27 protein-coding genes are annotated in these 24,786 nt (G+C 52.6%); 13 read left to right on the forward strand and 14 right to left on the reverse strand.

The features are described from left to right. Window positions 1–218: 218 nt before the first annotated feature. On the reverse strand, window positions 219–1,418 hold the full coding sequence (gene punC / locus ACS603_RS03495; protein ID WP_182060763.1) for a purine nucleoside transporter PunC: 1,200 nt from the start codon (window positions 1,416–1,418) through the stop codon (window positions 219–221). Window positions 1,419–1,532: 114 nt separating this feature from the next. On the opposite strand from punC, the gene punR reads away from it, so the two are divergent. Beyond that, window positions 1,533–2,444 carry a DNA-binding transcriptional activator PunR gene (gene punR / locus ACS603_RS03500; protein ID WP_182060764.1) on the forward strand — a complete coding sequence of 304 codons (912 nt, stop codon included), beginning with the start codon at window positions 1,533–1,535 and terminating at the stop codon, window positions 2,442–2,444. Window positions 2,445–2,460: 16 nt separating this feature from the next. Here punR and purR read toward each other — a convergent pair whose 3' ends face one another. Beyond that, window positions 2,461–3,486 (reverse strand): HTH-type transcriptional repressor PurR, encoded by a 1,026-nt coding sequence (gene purR, locus ACS603_RS03505; RefSeq protein ID WP_182060765.1) that lies wholly within the window; start codon window positions 3,484–3,486, stop codon window positions 2,461–2,463. 297 nt (window positions 3,487–3,783) lie between these two features. Between purR and cydH the strand changes: the two genes are divergently transcribed. Beyond that, complete coding sequence (gene cydH, locus ACS603_RS03510) at window positions 3,784–3,873, forward strand: cytochrome bd-I oxidase subunit CydH (RefSeq protein WP_041162048.1); 90 nt, start codon at window positions 3,784–3,786, stop codon at window positions 3,871–3,873. Window positions 3,874–4,038: 165 nt separating this feature from the next. Then, entirely contained in the window at window positions 4,039–5,205 is a 1,167-nt protein-coding gene (locus ACS603_RS03515) for an MFS transporter (RefSeq protein ID WP_474943772.1), read from the forward strand. Window positions 5,206–5,241: 36 nt separating this feature from the next. Here ACS603_RS03515 and sodB read toward each other — a convergent pair whose 3' ends face one another. Together sodB and ACS603_RS03525 are read right to left on the reverse strand one after the other, a co-directional pair. Further along, window positions 5,242–5,823, reverse strand: a complete 582-nt coding sequence (gene sodB / locus ACS603_RS03520; RefSeq protein ID WP_014069962.1) for a superoxide dismutase [Fe] — start codon at window positions 5,821–5,823, stop codon at window positions 5,242–5,244. A gap of 121 nt (window positions 5,824–5,944) precedes the next feature. Continuing rightward, window positions 5,945–6,703, reverse strand: coding sequence for a C40 family peptidase (locus ACS603_RS03525; protein ID WP_182060768.1), 759 nt, complete (start codon window positions 6,701–6,703; stop codon window positions 5,945–5,947). A gap of 338 nt (window positions 6,704–7,041) precedes the next feature. Between ACS603_RS03525 and grxD the strand changes: the two genes are divergently transcribed. Then, the gene (grxD, locus tag ACS603_RS03530; protein ID WP_014069964.1) at window positions 7,042–7,389 is read left to right on the forward strand and encodes a monothiol glutaredoxin 4; all 348 of its coding nucleotides are present in this window, start codon (window positions 7,042–7,044) and stop codon (window positions 7,387–7,389) included. A 74-nt stretch (window positions 7,390–7,463) separates the two neighbouring features. On the opposite strand, the gene rnt is transcribed toward grxD, so the two are convergent. The 5 genes from rnt to eptA form a co-directional block, all read right to left on the reverse strand. After that, on the reverse strand, window positions 7,464–8,123 hold the full coding sequence (gene rnt, locus ACS603_RS03535; protein ID WP_182060769.1) for a ribonuclease T: 660 nt from the start codon (window positions 8,121–8,123) through the stop codon (window positions 7,464–7,466). 96 nt (window positions 8,124–8,219) lie between these two features. Further along, entirely contained in the window at window positions 8,220–8,627 is a 408-nt protein-coding gene (gene gloA, locus ACS603_RS03540) for a lactoylglutathione lyase (protein ID WP_182060770.1), read from the reverse strand. 99 nt (window positions 8,628–8,726) lie between these two features. Continuing rightward, window positions 8,727–9,824 carry an alkene reductase gene (gene nemA / locus ACS603_RS03545; protein ID WP_182060771.1) on the reverse strand — a complete coding sequence of 366 codons (1,098 nt, stop codon included), beginning with the start codon at window positions 9,822–9,824 and terminating at the stop codon, window positions 8,727–8,729. Between the two features lie 53 nt (window positions 9,825–9,877). Continuing rightward, complete coding sequence (locus tag ACS603_RS03550; protein WP_315688408.1) at window positions 9,878–10,477, reverse strand: TetR/AcrR family transcriptional regulator; 600 nt, start codon at window positions 10,475–10,477, stop codon at window positions 9,878–9,880. Window positions 10,478–10,518: 41 nt separating this feature from the next. Then, complete coding sequence (gene eptA, locus ACS603_RS03555; protein ID WP_474943817.1) at window positions 10,519–12,144, reverse strand: phosphoethanolamine transferase EptA; 1,626 nt, start codon at window positions 12,142–12,144, stop codon at window positions 10,519–10,521. Between the two features lie 148 nt (window positions 12,145–12,292). On the opposite strand from eptA, the gene ACS603_RS03560 reads away from it, so the two are divergent. The 3 genes from ACS603_RS03560 to sodC all read left to right on the forward strand — a co-directional run bounded on the left by ACS603_RS03560 (window position 12,293) and on the right by sodC (window position 14,075). Next, window positions 12,293–12,532, forward strand: a complete 240-nt coding sequence (locus ACS603_RS03560) for a DUF1289 domain-containing protein (protein ID WP_182060773.1) — start codon at window positions 12,293–12,295, stop codon at window positions 12,530–12,532. 48 nt (window positions 12,533–12,580) lie between these two features. Next, on the forward strand, window positions 12,581–13,477 hold the full coding sequence (locus tag ACS603_RS03565; protein WP_182060774.1) for an aldo/keto reductase: 897 nt from the start codon (window positions 12,581–12,583) through the stop codon (window positions 13,475–13,477). Between the two features lie 79 nt (window positions 13,478–13,556). After that, window positions 13,557–14,075, forward strand: a complete 519-nt coding sequence (gene sodC, locus ACS603_RS03570; protein WP_315688409.1) for a superoxide dismutase [Cu-Zn] SodC — start codon at window positions 13,557–13,559, stop codon at window positions 14,073–14,075. Here sodC and ACS603_RS03575 read toward each other — a convergent pair. From ACS603_RS03575 to ACS603_RS03585, 3 genes are read right to left on the reverse strand one after another with little or no spacing between them, the layout of a single operon-like run. Beyond that, window positions 14,054–16,087 (reverse strand): FUSC family protein, encoded by a 2,034-nt coding sequence (locus tag ACS603_RS03575; RefSeq protein ID WP_474943773.1) that lies wholly within the window; start codon window positions 16,085–16,087, stop codon window positions 14,054–14,056. The two genes, sodC and ACS603_RS03575, sit on opposite strands and share 22 nt — an antisense overlap. Beyond that, complete coding sequence (locus ACS603_RS03580) at window positions 16,087–16,947, reverse strand: efflux RND transporter periplasmic adaptor subunit (RefSeq protein WP_315688411.1); 861 nt, start codon at window positions 16,945–16,947, stop codon at window positions 16,087–16,089. The genes ACS603_RS03575 and ACS603_RS03580 overlap by 1 nt, the downstream gene beginning before the upstream one ends. Window positions 16,948–16,949: 2 nt before the next feature. Continuing rightward, entirely contained in the window at window positions 16,950–17,234 is a 285-nt protein-coding gene (locus ACS603_RS03585) for a DUF1656 domain-containing protein (RefSeq protein WP_395677902.1), read from the reverse strand. 139 nt (window positions 17,235–17,373) lie between these two features. Between ACS603_RS03585 and slyA the strand changes: the two genes are divergently transcribed. Then, on the forward strand, window positions 17,374–17,814 hold the full coding sequence (gene slyA / locus ACS603_RS03590) for a transcriptional regulator SlyA (RefSeq protein WP_041162049.1): 441 nt from the start codon (window positions 17,374–17,376) through the stop codon (window positions 17,812–17,814). Window positions 17,815–17,850: 36 nt separating this feature from the next. On the opposite strand, the gene ACS603_RS03595 is transcribed toward slyA, so the two are convergent. Both ACS603_RS03595 and slyB read right to left on the reverse strand, forming a co-directional pair. Beyond that, window positions 17,851–19,212 carry an MASE4 domain-containing protein gene (locus ACS603_RS03595; RefSeq protein WP_474943774.1) on the reverse strand — a complete coding sequence of 454 codons (1,362 nt, stop codon included), beginning with the start codon at window positions 19,210–19,212 and terminating at the stop codon, window positions 17,851–17,853. A 200-nt stretch (window positions 19,213–19,412) separates the two neighbouring features. Continuing rightward, the gene (gene slyB, locus ACS603_RS03600) at window positions 19,413–19,880 is read right to left on the reverse strand and encodes an outer membrane lipoprotein SlyB (RefSeq protein WP_182060780.1); all 468 of its coding nucleotides are present in this window, start codon (window positions 19,878–19,880) and stop codon (window positions 19,413–19,415) included. Window positions 19,881–20,136: 256 nt separating this feature from the next. Between slyB and anmK the strand changes: the two genes are divergently transcribed. The 5 genes from anmK to pdxY all read left to right on the forward strand — a co-directional run bounded on the left by anmK (window position 20,137) and on the right by pdxY (window position 24,718). Further along, window positions 20,137–21,261, forward strand: a complete 1,125-nt coding sequence (anmK, locus tag ACS603_RS03605; protein WP_182060781.1) for an anhydro-N-acetylmuramic acid kinase — start codon at window positions 20,137–20,139, stop codon at window positions 21,259–21,261. Window positions 21,262–21,355: 94 nt separating this feature from the next. Next, the gene (mliC, locus tag ACS603_RS03610) at window positions 21,356–21,679 is read left to right on the forward strand and encodes a C-type lysozyme inhibitor (RefSeq protein ID WP_182060782.1); all 324 of its coding nucleotides are present in this window, start codon (window positions 21,356–21,358) and stop codon (window positions 21,677–21,679) included. Window positions 21,680–21,736: 57 nt separating this feature from the next. Beyond that, on the forward strand, window positions 21,737–22,393 hold the full coding sequence (gene pdxH / locus ACS603_RS03615; RefSeq protein WP_315688694.1) for a pyridoxamine 5'-phosphate oxidase: 657 nt from the start codon (window positions 21,737–21,739) through the stop codon (window positions 22,391–22,393). A gap of 123 nt (window positions 22,394–22,516) precedes the next feature. Further along, entirely contained in the window at window positions 22,517–23,791 is a 1,275-nt protein-coding gene (gene tyrS, locus ACS603_RS03620) for a tyrosine--tRNA ligase (RefSeq protein ID WP_315688412.1), read from the forward strand. A gap of 66 nt (window positions 23,792–23,857) precedes the next feature. Further along, window positions 23,858–24,718, forward strand: coding sequence for a pyridoxal kinase PdxY (gene pdxY / locus ACS603_RS03625; protein ID WP_182060784.1), 861 nt, complete (start codon window positions 23,858–23,860; stop codon window positions 24,716–24,718). The last annotated feature ends 68 nt before the right edge of the window (window positions 24,719–24,786 follow it).

Here is a 24,786-nt window from a genome sequence, read left to right on the forward strand (position 1 = left end):
CGCCCCGTGAGGCTAGTATCCGACGTAGAACAGAGGAAGGGAGATAACCCTTGCCGAAAGGCCTTCCATGGTAAAACGGGAGCACTCCGGCTCCCGTTAACACTTAATATTTATCGTATTTAATCGAACCAAATTTAGTATAGGCCTCAAAATTTGGTGATTCAATAGAAAATTCTTAGCAACCTAATCACTGAAATGTAACATAATTGCTGGTGCGATTATGCGTGCGATGTTTCAGCCTGGGCTGCCGTATTATCCTCACGGTGTGCCGATGACTGCATCTGATAGCCGATGCCAGCAAGTGCAACGGTAACCAGCATCACGCTGGTGGTGGTGAGCAGTGGTGTTGCAATCAGTGCCGATACCACCAGGCTTGCCAGGAAGCACAGCCCCAGTTGCAGTGTGTTCTGCAAGGCTGCCGCACGGCCCGTTGCCTGTGGGAACGGCCGTAAAGCCTGCGCCACCACAATCGGGTAAATGGCACCGTTAGCAATTGCCATCACACAGAATGGAATCAGGATTTCCGCCAGACCAGCACCCGGAATAAAGCCGACGGCCCAGGTACCAATAACGCTTAAAGCGTACAGCGCCAGCAGCCAGGGTAACATCTGCTGCCCCTGCCATTTTTGCAGCGCCGCACGGCAACCGTAACCGCCCACCAGGAAGGCGATAGTCTGTGGAACATAGCTCAGGCCGATGGCCGCCGGGCTGTACCCCATATCGTGCAGAATAAAGGGTGAGCCGGTCAGCCATGCAAAGAAGCTGGCTGAACAGGCGGCGTAGATAAGCACGTTGCCGCGGTACGCTTTGGTGCGCAGCAAAGAGGTAAAGGTAATTGGCTTCGCTTCCGGATGTGTCTCTTTTTTATGCGCAGGTTTCAGGGCGAATGCGGGCAGCATCAGCACCAGAGTGATGGCAAACAGGGTGGCGAAAATCGCCTGCCAGTCGAAATGCGCCAGGATCCAACTGCCCAGCAGTGGTGCAAGCGCGGGAGAGAGGCCAACCAGCGGCATAATAGTGGCAAAAATTCGATTGGTCCGTGAAGCCGGATAGTAATCCGTCACCAGCGCCTGCCAGGTGACCGCTGCGGCACAAACGCCGACGGCCTGAACAAAACGCAGCACCAGTAACCAGGTTGCATCGCGTACCCACAACATCCCAAGACAGCCTACGGCAAAAATTGCCAGACCCAGTAACAGCACTGGTTTACGACCAAAACGGTCGGAGAGCGGCCCCCACAGCAGCTGTGCAAAGGCAAAACCGGCGAGGAACAAACTCAGGCTGGCGCTAATGGCCGCGGCAGGCGTTTGCAAATCTTCCTGCATTGCAGCGAATGCGGGTAAGTACATATCGGTAGCTAAAAAGCCCAGCACGCTTAAGCCGCCGAGCCAGACTAAAAAACCTTTCCTGGGTTGCATTGTTTTATTCTCCTTAAGGAGGCAGGGTACGTTGGCGCAGAGTGTAGGGAGTGCAAAGCGGCTTGTGAAACGCTAATATTTGGCGGGTGCATTCAAATTTTTTGCAGGCAGAAAATGTGGTCAGATTATTCTCTTGAAGTTGTGGATGCTGTCGCCCGTAACGGCAGCTTCAGCGGAGCCGCGCAGGAACTACACCGCGTCCCCTCGGCCATTAGCTACACGGTGCGTCAGCTTGAGGAGTGGCTGGCCGTTCCGCTGTTTGAACGCCGCCATCGCGACGTGGAGTTAACGCCTGCCGGGGCGTGGTTTTTGAAAGAAGGGCGTTCTGTTATCAAAAAAATGCAGATCACTCGTGAACAGTGTCAGCAGATTGCTAATGGCTGGCGAGGTCATCTTTCTATTGCGGTGGATAACATCGTAAAACCTGAACGTACCCGGCAGATGATTGTCGATTTTTATCGCCACTTCTCCGATGTCGAGCTGCGGGTATCGCAGGAAGTCTTTAACGGTGTCTGGGATGCGCTGGCAGATGGCAGGGCAGAGATGGCGATCGGCGCAACACAGGCCATACCCGTTGGGGGACGTTACGCATTTCGCGATATGGGAATGTTAAGCTGGAAATGCGTGGTGGCAAGCGATCACCCGCTGGCGGCAATGGCAGGGCCGTTAAGCGATGATACCCTGCGTAACTGGCCATCGCTGGTACTGGAAGATACGTCACGCTCGTTACCCAAGCGTGTGACCTGGCTTCTGGATAACCAGCGACGGGTGATTGCGCCCGACTGGGAATCCTCCGCGACCTGCCTTTCTGCCGGGTTGTGTGTGGCAATGGTGCCGGTCCATTTTGCCAGACCACGAATCGATGCCGGGGAGTGGGTTGCCCTTGAGCTTGAAAACCCATTCCCGGACGCGGCCTGTTGTCTGACCTGGCAGCAAAGTGACGTATCGCCCGCGATGGCCTGGCTGCTGGATTACCTGGGGGACAGTGAAACGCTGAACAGGGAGTGGTTACGGGAGCCAGATTAACTGGCTCCGTACACGATTAACGGCGGTAGTCGCGGAAAGGACCGTCCGCCACGGAGCGACGTTCGATAAGACGCGGGTGGACTTCAATTGACTGCGACTCTTCACGTTTGTTAACGATCCTGTCCATCAGCATGTTGAAGGCTGTTTCACCCAGAGAATCTTTCGGCTGATGAATAGTGGTCAGCGCCGGGGTGAAGAAACGCGCGTTGCGCACGTTGTCATACCCGATCACAGAAATATCCTGCGGTACGCGCAAACCCAGCTCATCGGCAGCACAAAGCGCACCCATCGCCATAATATCGCCACCGCAGAAGACAGCAGTCGGACGATGCGGTTGGGAGACTATTTGCTGCATTGCGCGGTAACCGGATTCAGGCTCAAAGTCACCCTGAACAATCCAGTTTTCTGGAACGGTGATCAGTGCTTCTTCCATGGCTTTCATAAATCCGGCCAGACGGCCTGCACCGGTGTTACGCTCCAGTGGACCTGGAATCACGCCAATCTCGCGGTGACCCCGTTCTACCAGATAACGACCGGCCATGTAACCGCCTTCAAAGGCGTTATCGATTACTGAGTCAGTAAAATCGGCGTGCGCTTCACCCCAGTCCATCACCACCATTGGGATGTGACGGTACTCTTCCAGCATGGAGAGCACAGAATCCGGGTATTCGGAACACATGACCAGCAGGCCATCCACGCGTTTTTGCGCCATCATTGACAGATAAGCGCGCTGTTTCTCATGGTTGTTCCACGCGTTACCCAGGATCAGGGTATAGCCTTTCTGGAAGCAGTTTTTCTCGACCGCCTCGATTATCTCTGCGAAATATGCAGCTTCGCTGCTGGTGGCCAGCAAACCAATGGATTTGGTGTGATTAACTTTAAGGCTACGTGCGACCGCGCTTGGCGAATAGTGCAGTTCTTTGATCGCCGCCCAGACGGCATTACGCGTCTCTTCCGCTACAAAACGGGTTTTGTTAATTACATGTGATACGGTTGTAGTGGAAACGTTTGCGCGTTTTGCCACGTCTTTAATTGTTGCCATTAAATGTCACTCCAGACCATATCCTAAGCTCCTGAAAAACTTGAAGGTAAACGTTTGCCTTCTCTCACCCTTATCACGCAATCTGGAATTGCGACACGCCGGGAAAACGACACAGGACGTCAGGAGGGGGTCAATGGCCGGTACGCTAATAAATTTAGCGTGGAATTTTGTCCTATCTTGATGAAAAGGGGAAGAGCAAAAGTGGATATCAGTTTAAATCCAGGAAGATTTTTGACGTAAACTGTGTAAAAATGAGCAAGCTCACTTTTCGTAAGGTGATTAAAAGGAGAAAAATTGATGAGTACCGATCTTAAGTTTTCGCTGACGACCACCGTTATCGTGCTGGCACTGATTGTTGCAGCTGGTCTGACGGCTGTATTGCACTGATTTACGCGGGGGGAGAGTTCTCTCCCTCCACATTCCTCGCTGATTGTTACTTCTCCGGCAATAATCTTTTGCCAAATTGTTAACTTCTCATTTTTTGTGATTGGTGTCATGCTTTTTGCTTCTTTGTTCTGTGTCGCGGTACGACACGGCATCCGGAGTTGACTCATGAAAATCAATTATCCTCTGCTGGCCCTGGCGATTGGCGCTTTTGGGATTGGCACCACCGAATTTTCCCCGATGGGGTTATTGCCTGTTATCGCCCGGGGTGTAGACGTCTCTATCCCGGCGGCCGGTATGCTGATTAGCGCCTACGCGATTGGCGTGATGGTAGGGGCACCGTTAATGACGTTGCTGCTTTCACACCGTGCGCGCCGTAATGCGCTGATTTTCCTGATGGCTATTTTTACCCTGGGGAATGTGCTTTCCGCGCTTTCACCGGATTACACGACGCTGATGTTGTCACGTATCCTGACCAGCCTTAACCACGGTGCCTTCTTCGGACTGGGCTCGGTGGTTGCAGCAAGCGTTGTACCTAAACATAAGCAGGCCAGCGCCGTGGCAACCATGTTTATGGGTCTGACCATTGCCAACATCGGCGGTGTACCTGCGGCCACGTGGCTGGGTGAAGCGATCGGCTGGCGTATGTCGTTCCTGGCAACCGCTGCACTGGGCGTGATTGCTATGGTCGCACTGTTCTTCTCGTTGCCAAAAGGCAGCGCAGGCGAACGCCCTGATGTACGCAAAGAGCTGTCCGTGCTGGTTCGTCCTCAGGTATTGTCTGCGCTGCTGACCACCGTGCTGGGGGCTGGGGCGATGTTCACGCTCTATACCTATATTTCGCCCGTGCTGCACGACATTACTCATGTCACGCCGGTCTTTATTACCGCGATGCTGGTGCTGATTGGCGTAGGGTTCTCTATCGGTAACTACCTGGGCGGTAAGCTGGCAGACCGTTCCGTGAGTGGCACGCTGAAAGGCTTCTTAACGCTGCTAATTGTCATCATGGTGGCCATTCCGTGGCTGGCGCGTAACGAATTTGGCGCAGCCATTGCGATGGTGGTATGGGGTGCGGCGACCTTTGCCGTGGTTCCGCCGTTGCAGATGCGGGTAATGCGTGTGGCGCATGAAGCGCCAGGACTCTCTTCATCCGTGAATATTGGTGCGTTTAACCTGGGTAATGCACTGGGCGCTGCGGCCGGTGGTGCAGTGATTTCGGGTGGCCTGGGGTACAGCTTTGTGCCGGTAATGGGGGCGATTATTGCGGCTCTGGGGTTACTGCTGGTACTGATGTCGGGTCGTAAACAGCCAGAAACGGCCTGCGCGGCTGAATAATCATAACGCAGAAGGGCGAACCCTTCTGCGTGTCTCTTACGCTGCGAGGTTCTTCGCAACAAATTCCCAGTTAACCAGCGCCCAGAAATGCTCCAGGTAGTTCGGGCGTGCGTTACGGTAATCGATGTAGTAAGCATGTTCCCACACATCGACGGTCATCAGCGGGGTTGCGCTGGTGGTCAGCGGTGTACCCGCGTTGGATGTTGATACGATAGCCAGTTTGCCATCGGCTTCTTTCACAAGCCAGGTCCAGCCAGATCCAAAGTTTTTAATTGCTGCGTCAGTGAATTTCGCTTTGAAATCAGCAAAGCTGCCGAACGCGGCATTGATGGCTGCGGCCAGTTCACCGGTGGGTTCTCCGCCTGCATTAGGTGCCAGGCAGTGCCAGTAAAACGTGTGGTTCCAGACCTGAGCGGCGTTGTTAAACACGCCACCTTCTGAGCTACGCACGATCTCTTCCAGCGTTTTGCCTTCAAAGTCAGTGCCTTTGATCAGGTTGTTCAGGTTGGTGACATACGTCTGGTGATGTTTGCCGTAGTGATATTCCAGGGTTTCCACGGAAATGTGTGGAGCCAGGGCGTCTTTTGCATACGGTAGTGCAGGTAATTCGAACGACATTGCTTCTCTCCTTATTATTTTTACGTTGCCAATAACCATAAAGACAACAGGGATAGAGTAGCAAATTGAAAGGGTATGCAAAAGAGGAACTTACCCCGCCGCAGACGCGGCAGGGCAAGGATTAACGGATGGTTTTCGGGGTCATCACACGGCGTGCACCAACGTAGTGGCGTACCCAGTAATCTTCGCTCAGAGAGGTGATTTGGATGTCCTGGCCGCTACGTGGCGACTGGATGAATTTCCCGTTGCCAACGTAAACACCCACGTGGTCGGCCATGCCGCGACCCTGAGTGCGGAAGAAGACCAGATCGCCACTTTCCAGTTCACCACGATCGACCGGTGAAGCATCGCGCAGGTGATACATTTCGTTCGCAGTACGCGGAATACGGAATTTCACCAGATCTTTGTAGGCGTAGTACACCAGACCGCTGCAATCGAAACCGGTACGGGGTGAGGTTCCGCCCCAGCGATAAGGCTTGCCAATTTGTCCCATCAGCTTGTTCATCGCGGTTTTTTGCGCTTTCTGGACGCGTACCTTATGGACTTCCGCTACTTTCGTGACTTTGACGCACTTCGCTTTGTGACCTTTGCGGGCAGTGCATTTTTCGGTAACGAGATTAGCGGCAGTTTGCTGGGCTTTGCGCGAAGTGGTGTGAGTGGTTTTAGCTTTGCTGGAGGCAGTACGTTTAGTCTGTGTGGTGGTTTTTTTCTTTTCGTTCTTACTGGTGGTTTTTTTCTTACGTTCTGTGACTTTAGCCAGGTGCGTTTTTTGTACAGCAGAATGCCGCGCCTGCTGGGAGGCGTTAGCCACTGGCGTGAAAGAGAGTGTTGTAAACAATAAAGCACAGAGCGTGATCGAGATTTTATTTATCCGCGCCACTGGCCAGTCCCCTGGTAAATGCAGGTCATCAATCATGCCTGCGTGTGATTTTCAAAACCTGTCGATTCTAATCTATAAAAACCCGAGAAGTTAATAGCATTTTTCAATCTAAAATTGTGTTTCGTTAGCAAGTGCAAAAAAAAACATCAATCTGTAGCATTATTGCTTACTCCTTAAGCAAAACCTTATCTGCAGTAGGGTTAAGCTACATTTGGAATGCAACTTATGCCGGTAACGTTTAAAATATATAGACGTGAAAAAAATGTTATTTTCCGATGCCGCTCTGAACCGCTACAATGTCAGACGAATGCCGTAACAGAAGTTAAAGGAAGCAAGACATGAGCACCACTATTGAAAAAATCCAGCACCAGATTGCTGAAAACCCAATTCTCCTGTACATGAAAGGTTCTCCGAAACTGCCAAGCTGCGGTTTCTCCGCACAAGCAGTTCAGGCGCTGTCTGCCTGTGGCGAGCGCTTTGCTTACGTTGATATCCTGCAAAACCCGGACATTCGCGCTGAGCTGCCAAAATACGCTAACTGGCCGACCTTCCCGCAACTGTGGGTTGATGGCGAGCTGGTTGGCGGTTGTGACATCCTGATCGAAATGTATCAGCGTGGCGAACTGCAACAGCTGATCAAAGAAACTGCTGCTAAGTACAAAACTGAAGAACCAGACGCAGAGTAAGTTATCTGCGAAAATAAAAAAGCGACCTGTCGAGGTCGCTTTTTTTTTGTCGGGTGGCGCTGCGCTTACCCGACCTACGATTGAATATCTGCCTCATCGCCCATCGGTAGCGGCCAGCCGCCAAGACGTTTCCAGCGGTTCACAATTTCACAGAACAACTCAGCCGTGCGTTCGGTGTCATATAACGCGGAATGTGCCTGAGTCCCGTCAAACGCAATTCCTGCCGTGATACAGGCTTTGGATAATACCGTTTGCCCCAGCGCCAGGCCGCTCAGTGCAGCGGTGTCGAAGGTAACAAACGGGTGGAAAGGGTTGCGCTTGAGCGAAGCGCGTTCGGCAGCCGCCATCATAAAGCTGTGATCGAAGGTGGCGTTATGCGCCACCATGATCGCGCGGCTGCAGTCATTGTCCTTCATGCCTTTGCGCACCATTTTGAAAATGGCGTGCAGTGCATCGTATTCGCTTACGGCGCCACGCAGCGGATTATTTGGATCAATGCCGTTAAAGGCCAGCGCTTCTGGCTGTAAGTTGGCGCCCTCAAACGGGTCAACATGGAAATGCAGCGTGGTGTCCGGTGAAATCCAGCCCTGTTCATCCATCTTCAGCGTGATGGCGGCAATTTCAAGCAGCGCATCGGTTTTAGCGTTAAATCCGGCTGTTTCTACATCAATGACAACGGGATAAAAACCACGAAAACGGTCGCACAGACCGGTAAATTGAGCATTATCGGACATCAGGGTCTCTTACATGGGGAAAAAAGCAGTGCGCATTATGGCAAATTTTAAGAGGGGATGCAGTAAAACTACGGGCGCATATTGCGCCCTGCGGGATCAGTTGCCCAGACCGCGACCAGCGTCTTTGGCTTCAATCAGCTCGATTTTGTAACCATCTGGATCTTCAACAAAAGCAATGACCGTGGTGCCGCCTTTGACCGGGCCCGCTTCACGGGTCACGTTACCGCCGTTGCTGCGGATGCGTTCACAGGCTTCAGCGGCATTTTCCACTTCCAGCGCGATATGGCCATATGCCGTGCCCAGCTCGTAGTTGTCTACGCCCCAGTTGTAGGTCAGCTCGATAACCGCTTCATCCGATTCCGGGCCGTAGCCAACGAACGCCAGTGAATATTTGTACTCCGGATTTTCGCTGGTGCGCAGCAGTGTCATTCCCAGGACGTTAGTGTAGAAATCGACAGAACGTTGCAGGTCGCCAACGCGCAGCATGGTGTGAAGTAGGCGCATAATTTCCTCATTAACTAATGGATTGGATTATGTTTTTGAACAGAAACGATGTTTTAGTATAGCGGCGAAATGTCGCCGCTATCAATGCACAAGGAGGAATTACAGGGAAGGGTAGTCGGTGTAACCTTCAGCGCCGCCGCCGTAGAAGCTTTCCGGGCGCTGCGGGTTCAGCGCGGTTTTACGTTCCAGACGGGCAACCAGATCCGGGTTAGCGATGTAATCGCGACCGAATGCGACCGCATCGATCAGCCCTTTGTTGATCAGGTCTTCTGCTTTCTCTGGTGTATATGCACCGGCACCGATAATCACGCCGTGGAAACGATCGCGCACTTTCTGACGGAAAGCCTCGGTGTATGGCTGACCGCCCGCCCAGTCTGGTTCAGACATATGCAGGTAAGCAATGCCGCGTTTTGCCAGCTCTTCAATCAGGTACAGGGCATCTGCTTCTTCATTCGCACCGTTATCAACGTTCTGGAAAGAACCAATCGGAGAGACACGGATACCGATACGGTCTGCGCTCCACTCCTTGCAAACGGCATCAACCACTTCCAGAACCAGACGCGCGCGGTTTTCAACGCTGCCGCCGTACTGGTCAGTACGATGGTTAGAAGATGGTGACAGGAACTGATGCAACAGGTAGCCGTGAGCTGAGTGCAGCTCAACCAGGTCGAAACCGGCGTCACGCGCATTCGCAACGGCCTGACGGAAATCATTCACGATACCCGGGATCTCTTCCAGCTCCAGCGCACGCGGCATAGAGGTATCTACGCGGATCGCATGGCCGTTTTCATCGCGCAGCGAGGTACGGGTGTTGGCACTCAGCGCTGACGCGGATACAGGAGCCTGGCCGCCAGGCTGGATGCTGTTGTGAGAGATACGACCGGTATGCCACAGCTGTACGGCGATGCGGCCATCTTCAGCATGAACACCGGCGGTGATTTTTTTCCATGCCGCAATTTGTTCCGGGCTGTGCAGGCCAGGTGCGCCAGCATAACCTTTTGCCTGGGCAGAAATCTGCGTAGCCTCAGAGATGATTAGCCCTGAACTTGCGCGCTGACGGTAATATTCACCCATCAGTGGGGTTGGGATATCCCCCGGTTCAATGCTACGAAGACGGGTGAGAGGGGCCATAAATACGCGGTTTGGCGCGGTGACGGCACCCACTTTCAGTGGGGTAAATAATTTTTGAGCTGACATAGAGACTCCTGAGTAGACCAGTCGACTAGTAATTGAGTAAATAAAAACGCCTGCTAAACGCCAGGCGCTGTAATACTGCTTTTCACATGCGCCAGTGCGCTTTCCAGCGGCACGGCACTGCGAGAAATTTTGGCTTGCAGGTTTGCACCTAACCAGAGTGCATAGAGTACCTGCGCCTGGGTCAGCGGCTCACCCGGGAAGGCCAGCGTCTTTTCATTGCGGCCTTTCTCAAGCGCCTGGGCCAGCAGGGCGATAACGCCGCTGGCACCTTTGTCCATTGCGGTACGCATATCTTCGGAAAGATCGCATACCTCAGCAGAGAGTTTTACCGTCAGGCATCCGCTGATAATGCCCTGCTGACAGAACTGGGTCAGCGTTTCCTGATAGTAGTTAAGAACACGATCCCGGTAGTTACCTTCGCCACTGGCAAAGTGGGTAGCAAGGCGCTGATGGTAGCTGGCATAGTGCCGTTCCAGCATCGCCACGCCAAAGGCTTCTTTTGAGCGAAAGTAGTGGTAGAACGACCCTTTCGGCACCTCAGCGGTTTTTAACAGTTCGCTAAGCCCCATACCGGTAAACCCGCGATGCATACAAAGACGCTCGCCTGTAGCCAGTAAGTGTTCGCGCGTATCGTGTTCAGTATTTCTGCTCATGTCGGCACTCTAATAGACCAATCGGTCTATTGCAAGCAGGATTATTGACGACATGTGTTCAGGATATCCAGTTGTTGCTGATAAACCTTTGATTTTACGTTCATCATCCCAAGAACCGTTGAGAATAAATTATCCTGTGAAACCGCATCTTTTGCCGCATGGTCGCGCAGGCATTGCTCGTTAACGCCGTAATTTTTCGCGTAGTCAGGAGAGAGCCAGAACATAAACGGAATATGCGTTTGCTGTTCAGGCGCCAGCATGTACGGCGTGCCGTGCAGGTAGATACCGCTTTCGCCCAGCGATTCACCGTGATCCGACAGGTAAATCAACGCCGTGTTCATGCTGCCCTGGCGGGCTTTCAGGGTATCGATAGTCTTGCTCACGATGCTGTCGGTATAAAGGATTGTGTTGTCATAGGTGTTAATCAGCGCCTGATGATCGCAATCCTGAATCTCATTCGTATCGCAGGTTGGTGTGAATTTGCGGAAGTTATCCGGGTAGCGGCGATAGTACGCCGGGCCGTGACTGCCCATCAGGTGAATGACCAGAACTGTGTCCTGCTTCAGGCCGTCCAGCACGTTATCAAGGCGGTAGAAATTGACGTCATCAATACAGGATTTGTCTTTGCAGAACTGGTCCAGCTTCCACTGGGTCATGTCCGTATGCGGGATACGGTCACAAGCGCCTTTGCATCCGCCATCGTTATCACGCCATAGCAGGTTGATACCTGCATGTCCCAGCACGTCGAGCAACCCTTCCTGGTGGCGGGCGAGGTCAGCGTCGTATTTCTTACGTGTCATTCCAGAGAACATGCAAGGAACAGAGACCGCGGTTTCTGTCCCACAGGAGGATGCCTGAGGGAAGTTGATGATGTCTTGTTTTTTCAGTTCAGGGTTGGTTTCACGGTCGTAGCCGTTAAGCGAGTAGTTCGCTGCACGGGACGCTTCACCGACCAACAACACCAGCACCGTTTTTTTCTGCTGCCCGGCAATCACCGGGCCTTTGTGGGCGTCTTCGCCAATACGCACCAGGGTCTGATCGCCTGCAAACCAGCGGGTTTTGCTGTATTTCATGATCGCGCTGACGTAGTTAGCAGGGGTCACCATTTTGACGATGCTTTTGTTGTTACGGAACAGCGATGCGTAATCTTTATAGAAAACCGATGCGACCAGAATGATCACCAGCAGTGCGCCGAGCATTGCGGCAATACGCGTCAGCATCGCGTACCACCATTTACCGGTGCGTATACGCGTCAGGGCTAATACCACGGAAGGAATAAGACCGGCAACGACAATCCAGATGATCATCTGTGGTGTCACGAGGGCAGTCGCTTCCTGGGAGTTGGTTTCGAACACGTTAACAATCATGTTCTGATCGATAACCGCACCGTAGGTATACATAAAATAGGTTGCTGCGGCGCATCCCATGGTTAACAGGATCAGCAGCGGCTTGCGGATAAAGGGAATATTGAGAATGCTAAAAACAATGACCCAGCCGCAAAACAGCACCAGCGGGACTGAGGCCGCAAAGAGCACATCATGCAACTGCGCAGGGGCGATGATGACCCAGCTGCGCTGTATGAACAGGGCATTCAGCGCGGTAAAAAAGAAGGCACAACCCAGAGTAAATTTAATGTCGTTACATTGTAACTTTTTAAGAAACCACATCATTATCAAACCATTCTTTATAGTGATGTGGCGAGTATAGGGAGAGAAGATTAGTGAAACCTTAATGCCATATTTCTGTGGTAAAGCCCTTGCATGAGCGGCATTTAACGTCTTCACTGTAGGTGATAATCGTTTTCTGGAGGTGTGTGTGGCAGAGCAACTGGAGTTTTTCCCCATCCAGAGCCCGTGCCGGGGAATTTGTCAGGTAGATGATCGCGGATATTGCCGTGGGTGTATGCGTACCCGCGACGAGCGTTTTAACTGGCAAAATTTTAGCGATACGCAAAAACAGGACATCCTGCGCCTGTGTCGGCAGCGTTTGCTGCGCAAAATACGCGCAAACAAAGCGGGTGAAACCGAAGAACCCCAGCAACCTTCACTTTTTTAGCAGCGTAATTGCGTATACTCATGACATTACTTCCTTGAGGAAATTGTTATGGTTCAGCGTATTACACTTACCCCCCAGGGCCCGGAGTTTTCCCGTTTTGTGATGGGTTACTGGCGGCTGATGGACTGGAATATGTCCCCCCTTCAGCTCGCGAGCTTCATTGAAGAGCATCTCGATTTAGGCATTACTACCGTCGATCATGCGGACATCTACGGCGGCTACCTGTGTGAAGCCGCATTCGGTGAGGCACTTAAGCTGGTTCCGGCGCTTCGTTCTCGTATGGAGATTGTCACCAAATGCGGCATCGCCACTACCGCTAAACCGGAGCACGCGCTTGGCCACTACATCACCGACCGCGACCACATTGTAAAAAGCGCAGAGCAATCACTGGTTAATCTGGCGACAGACCATATCGATTTGCTGCTGATTCATCGCCCGGATCCGTTGATGGATGCAGACGAAGTGGCTGAGGCTTTCCTGAATCTTCACCAGAGCGGCAAAGTCCGTCATTTCGGCGTATCGAACTTTACCCCTGAGCAGTTCGCCTTACTTCAGTCGCGCCTGCCATTTACGCTGGCCACTAATCAGGTTGAGATTTCACCTGTTCACCAGCCGCTGCTGCTGGATGGTACGCTCGATCAGCTGCAACAGCTGCGCATTCGTCCGATGGCGTGGTCGTGCCTGGGGGGCGGGCGTCTGTTCAATGACGATGCCTTCCAGCCATTGCGTGATGAGCTGACCACTATTGCACAAGAGCTGAATGCGGAAAGCATTGAGCAGGTAGTGTACGCGTGGATCATGCGTCTGCCGTCAAAACCGCTGCCGATTATCGGTTCCGGTAAAATTGAACGTGTGCGTGCGGCAATTGCCGCTGAAGCGCTGGAAATGACGCGACAGCAGTGGTTCCGCATCCGTAAAGCGGCACTGGGTTACGACGTCCCGTAATCCGCCGCAACGTGACCTCCCGGTGAACATGCAGCCTCTGGTATAGACTTAAGGGGCAAAAAGAAACCCAGGAGGTCACATGAAGCGTTTTGCTCTGGCACTCGTGACACTGGCGGTATGCGCAGGGGCGCAGGCTGCCAGTGACGAAGTAGAAATGAACCTCGTTTCCCCACTTGGCGTAGGTCAGTCCATCGGAACAGTAAAAATTACTGAAACCGACAAAGGACTGGAGTTTGCTCCTCATCTCAACTCACTTCCACCCGGCGAGCATGGTTTTCATGTTCATACCAACGGCAGTTGTCAGCCAGCCCTGAAAGAGGGGAAAGCCTCGGCGGCTGAAGCCGCAGGTGGTCACCTTGATCCAGAACACTACGGTAAGCATGAGGGGCCGAACGGTATGGGGCATCTGGGTGACCTGCCCGTGCTGGTGGTGAATAAAGACGGCAACGCCACGACGCCGGTCATTGCGCCGCGGCTGAAAAAACTGGATGAAATCAAAGGCAGGGCGCTAATGATCCACGTAGGCGGCGATAATATGTCCGACAAGCCTAAACCTCTGGGCGGTGGCGGCGCACGTTATGCCTGCGGCGTTATCTGATCGCCTATCGTACCTGGTGGTGGGGCCTGCTCTAGCTGTGACAACGAACAGTGCAGTCGCCAGATTATCGAGGCCAAATCGCGCGCAGCCAGGAGATGGTGGCGCGCGAGGGTGTCGCAAATACGCTGGAGCTCAACGAGAGTGGCTTCCAGCGGACGTTGCTGAACACCGCGTTCACTCATCACATCGCGCAGTAACGCGATACAGATATCCCGAACCTGCGCCAGAGGGTCTGAACGGGTTTCCCAGGCACGCAGTTGCCACACCACATGTGAGCAGTTAAGCAATACCACGCCCCAGCGCAGCAGCCAGCGGCGCGCGAGAACATCCTGACTGTTATTCAACTGACTCACGTGATGATACACAAGGGATTCATACTCGCTTTCGCGCAGATGGGGCTTACGGCTGAGCTGATCGACAAATCCCCGGCGAAGCTCGCCGATATGACGCCGACTTTTGCGCGCATCAGAACCCGGGCGGAGAACCGCAAACGCCAGCCAGGTTAATGCCACACCAAGGATTTTTGCCAGGTTGTCGTTGAGGAAGTTAGCAAAATCATAAACGGGTGGGTTGGTGACCGCGATAAACGATCCCATGAAGACGATAAGCTGCCCCCAGAGCCCGGCGAGTTTTGGCATTTGTAGCTTCAGTAGCTGCATGGTAGTGAGCAAAGGGAAGAGAAACAGCAGAAACTGCCAAAGATCCGTGATTTGCACCATCAGGCCAAACATCACCACAAAACTGAACAGTGACAGCAGTATCAGCGTACGCAGTAACAGCGTCAGCGAGTTAAAGGGTGAGGGGGAAACAGAGTAAAGCACGCTGCTAATGGCGGCGAGGGTTAACGCGGCGGAGGTGCTGTCCCACTGGGTTGTAATGCCCCATGTCCCTACCAGAGTCAGCGCGCAGAACGTACGAAAACCGCTCCAGAGTGCCTCCATGTTGTCAGTATGCCGCGCCAGTGCAGGGCTTTGCGGAACAGAGAACTCCGTAATGGGCGTGGCATTTTCTACCGCGCGGATCCAGCGGCTGCTCAACAGGTAAAGCCGACAAAAATAGCGCAGCCGTTGCCAGAAGGCGCGATGGCGATAGTCATATTCATCCACCGGAGCCAGCGGCGCAATAATGCGCGCTACGCTATAGGAGTCTGCCGTTGGTCGCGCAAGCTCAACCAGCAGAGCTTCAATAATGTCGCGGGTGTTTTCCGGCGGATTGGGCCAGTTAAGCAACATTCGGCGCAGGCTGGAAATTGCGCTTGTCATGCGCAGTTGCTGATGCAGCAGATAGTTAAGCAACGCGTTCTGCCTGCGGAAACGGTAGTGGCTCCAGAACGCCTGGATACGCAGTAAATTCATGGTCAGGATCTGGCCGATGACTTTTTCGTGCGCAAGGCGAATTTCGTCGTTGGTGTCGGGCTGCCAGAGAAGACTTGCGTGTTCCAGCAAACGAGTGTGCATGGTTTTTAACGCGGTGATCAGTGCAGTGCCATCCGACGTGCTGGGCAGGATCATCATCATGACCCCACCGCAAAGAATACCGATGATGACTTCGCACACACGCGCCTGGGCGATATCCCACAGTTCGGTGATGTCCAGCACGTTGATGACCGGGAAAGCAATAATGGCGGCGGTATAGCCTGCCAACTGAAACGCGTAGGCCACGTTATTGGTAAAATGCGCGCAGGCCCAGGTACAAAAGCCCAGCCATGTTGCCATGCTCAGTAAAAAGAGCCAGGGATCGTTCAGGGTATGGCCAGCGATGATCAACGCAGCAGTTGCACCGAGCAGGCTACCCGCCACGCGTCCCAGACTTTTACTGATAACACCGCCAACGGTGGGGAAGCTCACCACCGCCGCAGAGGTCATCGCCCAGTAGGGCTCGTCCAGGTTCAGATAGTAGGCCACCATGAGCGCAAGACACATGGCAATGCCGTTACGCAGCGCATAACGCCACTGCGGGCGGGTTGCTTTTATCCATGGGGTGTTACGCCAGGAGAAAGCGGAGAGGTTCATTAACGTGTTCCGACAGAGACGGTACAGGTTGTGCCTGAAACCAGAGTGATGTCTTTCGGCAGGTTATCAAACTCCACACGAACCGGAACGCGTTGGGCAAGACGCACCCAGGGCACATTCGGTTTGATATCTGGCACCAGGCCGGAATCTGTCTCTACGCTTTGATCGTATATGGCCCGGCCAATACTTGATACGTGACCCTGTAACGTTTGTGAGCCACTGTACAGTGTTATCCGCGCCGGTGCACCTTCCTGAATATGGCGCAGTTTCGTCTCTTCAAAATAGCCGACAACATAGAAAGAGTGGCTGTCTACCAGCGCAAACACTGGTTGCCCCGTGGTGGCGTAATTCCCCACACGCGTAGAAAGGTTCGTCACCCATCCATCAACCGGAGATTTCACCACCGTTTGCGTCAGCTGCCACTGGGCCTGTTTCAGCGTTGCTTCGGCAACATCGACGCTTGCCTGCATGGCTTTCACATTAATGTTGGCGGTGTCCAGGTCTTCCGCAGAGATATAATTTTGCGATAAATGGCGGCGGCGATTGGCTTCGTTATTGGCTTTCGCCAGGTCAGACTGTGCTTTGGCAAGCTGCGCCTGTGCATTCAGGATAGCGATATGAAAGGGCGTCTCGTCAATACGGAACAGAACATCGCCTTCTTTAACAAACTGATTATCTTTAACAAGAAGCGTCGTGATACTGCCGGAGACCTGTGGGGTGATATTGACCTGCTCGGCGCGGATTTTACCGTCACGCGTCCAGGGGGACTGCATGTAGTAAGTCCACATCCACCAACCAGCAACCAGTGCCAGAGCAAGAACCAAAAGAGTGGAAAAATATTTTAGCGTTTTCAGAGACATATTCACCACACAATCAACACGGCAAGGCCAAGACATACGGAAAGGGCAAACAGGGAGAGATCCATCAGCATCGGGTGCCAGATTTCACCGGAATACATCCAGTCACGCAGCAGGCGGTGCGCGACGAGCCAAATCAAAAAGCCGACAAAAACGGCTTTAAAAAGAGGAGGGAAATAGACTGATGCACCGACTATCAAGTCCTGGAGGGGTAACCCCGCAGAGCTGTAAGAAAACTTCACGAGCAGAGATCCTTTGCAGTTGAAAGGGTGGCCACAATGGCCAGTCATTACACGATGAAGCGACAGTATTCAGTGTAAATCATACTTTCAACATCGATGAATGCAGTATTGCATTTGTTTTGGCAATATAAATGCTGCACACTATTCTAAAATCAGTATAATAACTTAGCAAGCTAATTATAAGGAGATGAAATTGGAATCGCCATTAGGTTCTGATCTGGCAAGGTTGGTACGCGTCTGGCGTGCTCTGATTGACCATCGCCTGAAACCTCTGGAATTGACACAGACGCATTGGGTCACGCTGCATAACATTCATCAGCTGCCACCCGAACAGTCGCAAATTCAACTGGCCAAAGCGATAGGTATTGAGCAGCCGTCGTTGGTACGAACGCTCGATCAGCTGGAAGAAAAGGGGCTGATATCACGGCAGACCTGCGCCAGTGACCGTCGCGCCAAGCGGATTAAACTCACTGAAAAAGCAGCGCCAATCATTGATGAGATGGAAGCTGTAATCAGCAAAACGCGAGGGGAGATCCTGTCCGGGATATCTCCGGCGGAACTTGAGATGCTCATTAGTCTCATTGCTCGTCTTGAGCAGAACATCAGTGAGTTGCAGTCCCGCGACTGAGAACATAAAAAAGCCTTGCATCAGCAAGGCTTTTTCTTACTGAAAGACCACCACGCGGTTACGTCCCGTCTCTTTTGCCTCATACATTGCTTTATCCGCACTTTCCACGCAATACTCGGCGGTTATCTGTGAAGATGTCGCGGTAAACACCCCCATGCTGATGGTAATGGGCTCCGGAAGCTGTCCGTTACTGCTGGTCTTATCAAAGCTACTTAAGTTGAGGCGAATACGCTCTGCCACCTGGCGTGCGGCATCGGAATCGGTATTGGCCAACATCAGGACGAACTCCTCACCGCCAATGCGTGCGGCAATATCCTGAGGGCGCACGGAATCCATCAGCAAATTGGCGACAAACTGCAATACCTTGTCGCCCTGTAGGTGGCCATAACAGTCGTTGATGCGTTTGAAGCGATCGAGGTCACTGACGATAACGGAAACTGGTCGGGTCGCTTTCGATGCCGCAAGGGACTGGTTTAACGCGTCATAAAAATAGCTGCGGTTATAGAGTCGGGTAAGCGGATCGCGAATCGAATTTTGATAGGACTGTTGGTACTTTAAATGTGAGTCACGATAGAGACTAAAGACATCATAAAGCAGAACCAGAATAATGAGTAAGGTTGCCGCAGTTTCAAATAAACGGGCGCGATACCAGGCGATATCCTCCGCGTGTCCACCGAAAAACAACATGCACAGTGTCACGATGTAACAGACACATAAAAAAGTACCGCCAACCCAGAAAAGATTGCGTAAACGCGTAATAGCTAACAGCGTGATGAATGCCACCACCCACAAAATGATAAGCAGGATATTGATAAAATGGCTCCAGAGAACCATAAATTTCCGGGTTTCATTATCCACTAAATCAATCATCAATACTGATGAGTGACCGGAACAAAGCCATGCCAGTAAAATCATACAGGCGGTGAATACAAAAATAGCGATAATAATACTGATATGCGCCAGTCGTGATAAAGGGTAATCCCGGACCATATACAGTAGCGCGGCAAGGATAATCAACACCGCCATCAGGATATGACGAAACGTGAAGAAAATCATCGTGTCATTATAGTTAACGATGTCGAACTGGTAGAGGTCAAGCCAGGCAGGGAAGCTCGACAGCGTCCCAGTCATCATCAGCATCGACCCGGTGAAGGCGAAAGCGATAGCGACCAAATACAAGCGTCTGCGATCGCACCAGTATTTCATCGACATAAAACAAGCAATAAACAGATGAAACACGAGTAAAAATATGGTGAGCGTTGGGAATAATAAGGGTGAAAATGAAGAGACTGACTCAACCAGTTTTAAAAATGAACCCTGTAATATCCCAATGACAATTATGCAGCCAAAGAAAAAAGCGATATAGCGGTTCTTTATGTAACGTTCAATCGTGTTCATACGTTTTTGTTAACAATAAAATAATAGTCTATTAAAGAAGTGTGATTCTGCATAGTTTAACAACGTCATGAAGAAATACTTTGCGCAGGAGCAATATAAGAAGGGAAACTAAATAGCAGAGAAAGGTATTTTGTAAATATATATATTTAAATGATGGATATTGTAAAAGGATGCAGCCAGTGGCCGCATCCTCTTTGGTATTAACGCGGGGAAACGGTAACCTGGCTACCGTTGCTGGCCAGAACAACACGCTGACCGGCTGCAAAGTGGGTGCTACCCTGTTTTTGCACAACCATAATGGTGTTGCCGTCGTCCTTACGGATTTCCAGTTCAACACCCTGAGTCTTGTTCATCGCACCCTGGACGCCCTGTCCTGCGACACCACCGGCTACGGCACCTGCTGCGGTTGCCAGAGAACGACCCGTACCGCCGCCTACGGTGTTACCCAGGAAGCCACCCAGTACTGCACCGCCGATTGCGCCTACAACATTGTTGTTATCGCCGCCCTGAATTTGTACAGGACGTGCATTAACGATAGTACCGTAAGTCACGTTCTGAACCTGTTTAGCCTCAGACGCGCTATAAACGTCACCGGAAAGGGAATCGTTATTCACACAACCCGCCAGCGTCAATCCAATCAGCGAAACGCCCAGTACACGTAAAATCATTTGAATCTCCTGTTCACCAAAAACGCCCACCAGTGGGGCATCCGTTATGGCTAAATTATATGGCATAAGAGGCCATAGTTCATATCTTTGCACTAACAATAGGAAAATTGTACTTGAATTTGGCTTAACGAGGCATAAACAAAAAGCCCCCCGGTTACGTGTCTGACATTGTTAAAAAATATTATCGCTGCATAGCAAAGCGACGCCGTTTATGGTGGAGTGTGGGAAACTCGCTCACGAAACGTAAGGAAAGCGCATGAAATCGGGTCGCTATATTGGTGTGATGTCAGGTACCAGTCTTGATGGTGTCGATGTTGTTCTGGCTGCCATAGATGAAAACATGGTGGCACAGCAGGCGAGTCTGACATGGCCGATCCCTGTTTCGCTGAAAGAGGCTATCCTGGGCATTTGTCAGGGCCAGCAGCTGACGCTGTCACAGCTTGGTCAGCTTGATGTGCGTCTGGGCGCGCTCTTTGGTGATGCGATACTGGCTTTGATGCAAAAAGAGAAGCTGCAACCGCAGGATGTGGTGGCTATCGGCTGTCACGGGCAAACGGTCTGGCATGAACCCACCGGCGACGCGCCGCACACGATGCAGATTGGCGATAACAACCAGATTGTCGCCAGGACCGGTGTGACCGTCGTGGGCGATTTTCGCCGTCGGGATATCGCGCTGGGTGGTCAGGGTGCACCGTTGGTTCCCGCATTTCACCAGGCCTTGCTGGCGCACCCAACAGAACGCCGGATGGTGCTCAACATCGGCGGCATCGCCAACCTGTCAATGCTTATCCCGGGCCAGCCTGTGCGTGGCTATGATACCGGGCCGGGCAATATGCTGATGGATGCCTGGATCTGGCGTCAGTACGGAAAACCTTACGACAAAGACGCCCAGTGGGCCTGTGAAGGAAAAGTGATTATTCCTCTTTTACAGTCCATGCTGAGCGACCCATATTTTGCAGCGCCTGCGCCAAAAAGTACGGGGCGAGAGTATTTCAACTATGGCTGGCTTGAACGCCAGCTTATGCCATTCCCTGCACTTTCCCCAAAAGATGTACAGGCGACGCTTGCGGAACTGACGGCCACCTCGATTTCCGAACAGGTTCTCCTCAGCGGCGGATGTGAACGCCTGCTCGTGTGTGGCGGTGGCAGCCGCAATCCGCTGGTGATGGCGCGTCTGGCCGGGCTACTGCCAGGCACTGAAGTCACGACGACGGACGATGCCGGGATCAGCGGTGATGATATGGAAGCGCTGGCCTTTGCCTGGCTTGCCTGGCGCACCATCGCCGGGTTACCGGGAAATCTCCCTTCGGTAACCGGTGCGCGTGAAGCGAGCGTGCTTGGCGCTATTTTCCCGGCAAATCCCCGTCATAATCAGAGTTAACTGAAATTCAGCACTGCGTGTAGCCGTTAAAATGGAAAGAAAACAGGAGGGCAGCAATGTCCTCCAGGACCAGGATAGTCTTCGGAATACGCCCATGAAAAAACTTCTTATTATTGCCGTGCCTTTACTGCTGTCAGGGTGCAGCGTCTATAACCAGTTCGTTGAACGTATGCAGACCGATACCCTGGAGTATCGTTGCGACGAAAAACCGCTGACCGTGAAGATCAACAACCCCCGTCAGGAAGCCAGCTTTGTATTTGACAACAAACTGCTGAATCTGAAGCAGGGCATGTCTGCGTCAGGTGCGCGTTATACCGATGGCATTTATGTTTTCTGGTCTAAAGGCGATGAAGCAACGGTCTACAAACGTGACCGCATTGTGCTGAACAATTGCCAGCTACAAAATCCGAAGCGTTGAGATTTTTACAGGGGCGGCGCACAATAGCGCCACCTAATGTCAATTTCAGCTAACGCCATGTCAGATAACGACGAATTGCAGCAAATTGCGCATCTGCGCCGTGAATACACCAAAGGCGGCCTGCGTCGCCAGGATCTTCCCGCTGAACCCCTGGTGCTTTTTGAACGCTGGCTGAAACAGGCCTGTGAAGCAAAACTTGCCGACCCGACCGCAATGGTTGTTGCCACGGTTGATGAGACCGGGCAGCCGTATCAGCGCATCGTGCTGCTGAAGCATTACGATGAGAAAGGGCTGGTGTTTTATACCAACCTGGGCAGCCGTAAAGCACATCAGATTGAAAACAACCCGCGTGTGAGCCTGCTGTTCCCGTGGCATATGCTGGAACGTCAGGTCATGGTTACAGGGAAAGCCGAGCGTCTTTCCACCCTGGATGTGCTGAAATATTTCCACAGCCGCCCGCGCGACAGCCAGATTGGTGCCTGGGTCTCTAAACAGTCCAGTCGAATCTCTGCCCGCGGTGTACTGGAAAGCAAATTCCTCGAGTTAAAACAAAAGTTCCAGCAAGGTGAAGTCCCGTTGCCGAGCTTCTGGGGCGGATTCCGCATCCCAATCGAGCAAATGGAGTTCTGGCAGGGCGGCGAACATCGCCTGCACGACCGCTTTTTATACCAGCGCGAGAACGGTGGCTGGAAAATCGACAGGCTGGCGCCGTAATCCCCGAAATTGTTGTTTAAGCGCTAGCGCTACGTGCGCCAGCGCTTTATTCTATGTACCTTTCGCATCAGGCGAAAAGTCGTGTACCGGCAAAGGTGCAGTCGTTTATACATGGAGAATTTGATGGCAAGCAGTAACTTGATTAAACAATTGCAAGAGCGGGGCCTTGTGGCCCAGGTGACGGACGAAGAAGCGTTAGCAGAGCGACTGGCGCAAGGCCCGATCGCGCTCTATTGCGGCTTCGATCCCACCGCTGACAGCTTGCATTTGGGGCATCTAGTTCCATTGTTATGCCTGAAACGCTTCCAGATGGCAGGTCATACGCCTGTTGCGCTGGTTGGCGGCGCGACCGGTCTGATTGGTGACCCAAGCTTTAAAGCTGCTGAGCGTAAACTGAACACCGAAGACACCGTGCAGGAGTGGGTGGACAAGATCCGCAAACAGGTTGCGCCTTTCCTCGACTTCAACTGTGGCGAAAACGCTGCAATTGCCGCGAACAACTATGACTGGTTTGGCGGCATGAACGTGCTGACTTTCCTGCGTGACATCGGTAAACACTTCTCTGTTAACCAGATGATAAACAAAGAAGCCGTGAAGCAGCGTCTGAACCGTGACGATCAGGGCATCTCTTTCACCGAGTTCTCTTACAACCTGCTGCAAGGTTATGACTTCGCCTGCCTGAACAAACTGCACGGCGTGTCCCTGCAAATTGGCGGTTCTGACCAGTGGGGTAACATCACCTCCGGTATCGATCTGACCCGTCGTCTGCATCAGAACCAGGTGTTCGGCCTGACGGTTCCACTGATCACCAAAGCCGACGGTACCAAGTTTGGTAAAACTGAGGGTGGCGCAATCTGGCTCGATCCGAAGAAAACCAGCCCGTATAAGTTCTACCAGTTCTGGATCAATACCGCAGATGCTGACGTCTACCGCTTCCTGAAATTCTTCACCTTTATGGACATTGAAGCCATCAATGCACTGGAAGAAGAAGACAAAAACAGCGGCACAGCACCTCGTGCGCAGTATGTTCTGGCTGATGAAGTGACCAGGCTGGTTCACGGTGAAGAAGGCCTGGCAGCGGCAAAACGCATTACCGCGAGCCTGTTCAACGGTACGCTGAGTGATTTAAGTGAAGCGGACTTCGAACAGCTGGCGCAGGATGGCGTGCCGATGGTTGAGATGGAAAAAGGCGCAGACCTGATGCAGGCGCTGGTGGATTCTGAGCTGCAACCGTCCCGCGGTCAGGCTCGTAAGACCATTGCCTCTAACGCCATTACCATCAACGGTGAAAAACAGACCGATCCTGAATACACCTTTGTTGACAGCGATCGTCTGTATGGCCGCTACACGCTGTTGCGTCGCGGTAAGAAGAATTACTGTCTGGTGTGCTGGAAGTAATCAAAAGTATGCAGGGGCGTGGGAAACCACGCCCCTTTGTTTTTTCAGGGTTGTGGTAAGCAAAAAATGAAGAACATCCTCGCCATTCAGTCCCATGTTGTATTCGGACATGCTGGCAACAGCGCAGCGGAATTCCCGATGCGTCGCCTTGGTGCCAATGTCTGGCCGCTTAATACCGTTCAATTCTCAAACCATACCCAGTACGGGAAATGGACTGGCTGCGTGATGCCGCCTTCGCATCTCACGGAGATTGTGCAGGGCATCGCTGATATCGACCAGCTCAAACGCTGTGACGCGGTGTTGAGCGGTTATCTGGGCTCAGCAGAGCAGGGCGAACATATTCTTGGCATCGTGCGTCAGGTGAAAGCGGCGAACCCTGCGGCGAAATTCTTCTGCGATCCGGTAATGGGTCACCCTGAGAAGGGCTGCATCGTGGCGCCTGGCGTGGCTGAGTTTCACGTACGACACGCGCTGCCCGCGAGCGACATCATTGCGCCAAACCTGATTGAGCTGGAGATCCTCTGCGAGCATCCTGTGAACAGCGTAGAAGAGGCTGTGAGCGCCTCTCGCGAGCTGATTGCGCAAGGGCCTGAAATTGTACTGGTGAAACACCTGGCCCGCGCAGGGCTGAGCCGTGACCGTTTTGAGATGCTACTGGTGACGAAAGACGAAGCCTGGCATATTAGCCGTCCACTGGTTGATTTTGGCGTGCGTCAGCCGGTTGGGGTTGGCGATGTGACCAGCGGCCTGCTGTTGGTGAAATTGCTGCAAGGCGCAACGCTTCGCGATGCCCTGGAGCATGTGACTGCCGCGGTGTATGAAATTATGACGGCGACGAAAAATATGCAGGAGTATGAGTTGCAGGTGGTTGCGGCACAGGATCGTATCGCGAAGCCGGAGCACTATTTCAGCGCAACTCAACTTTAGACACTGCCCGGCGGCGCTGACGCTTGCACGGGCCTACGGAATTTGTAGGCCGGGTAAGCGTCAGTGCC

This window comes from Enterobacter sp. Li2LvB3, from assembly GCF_056156645.1.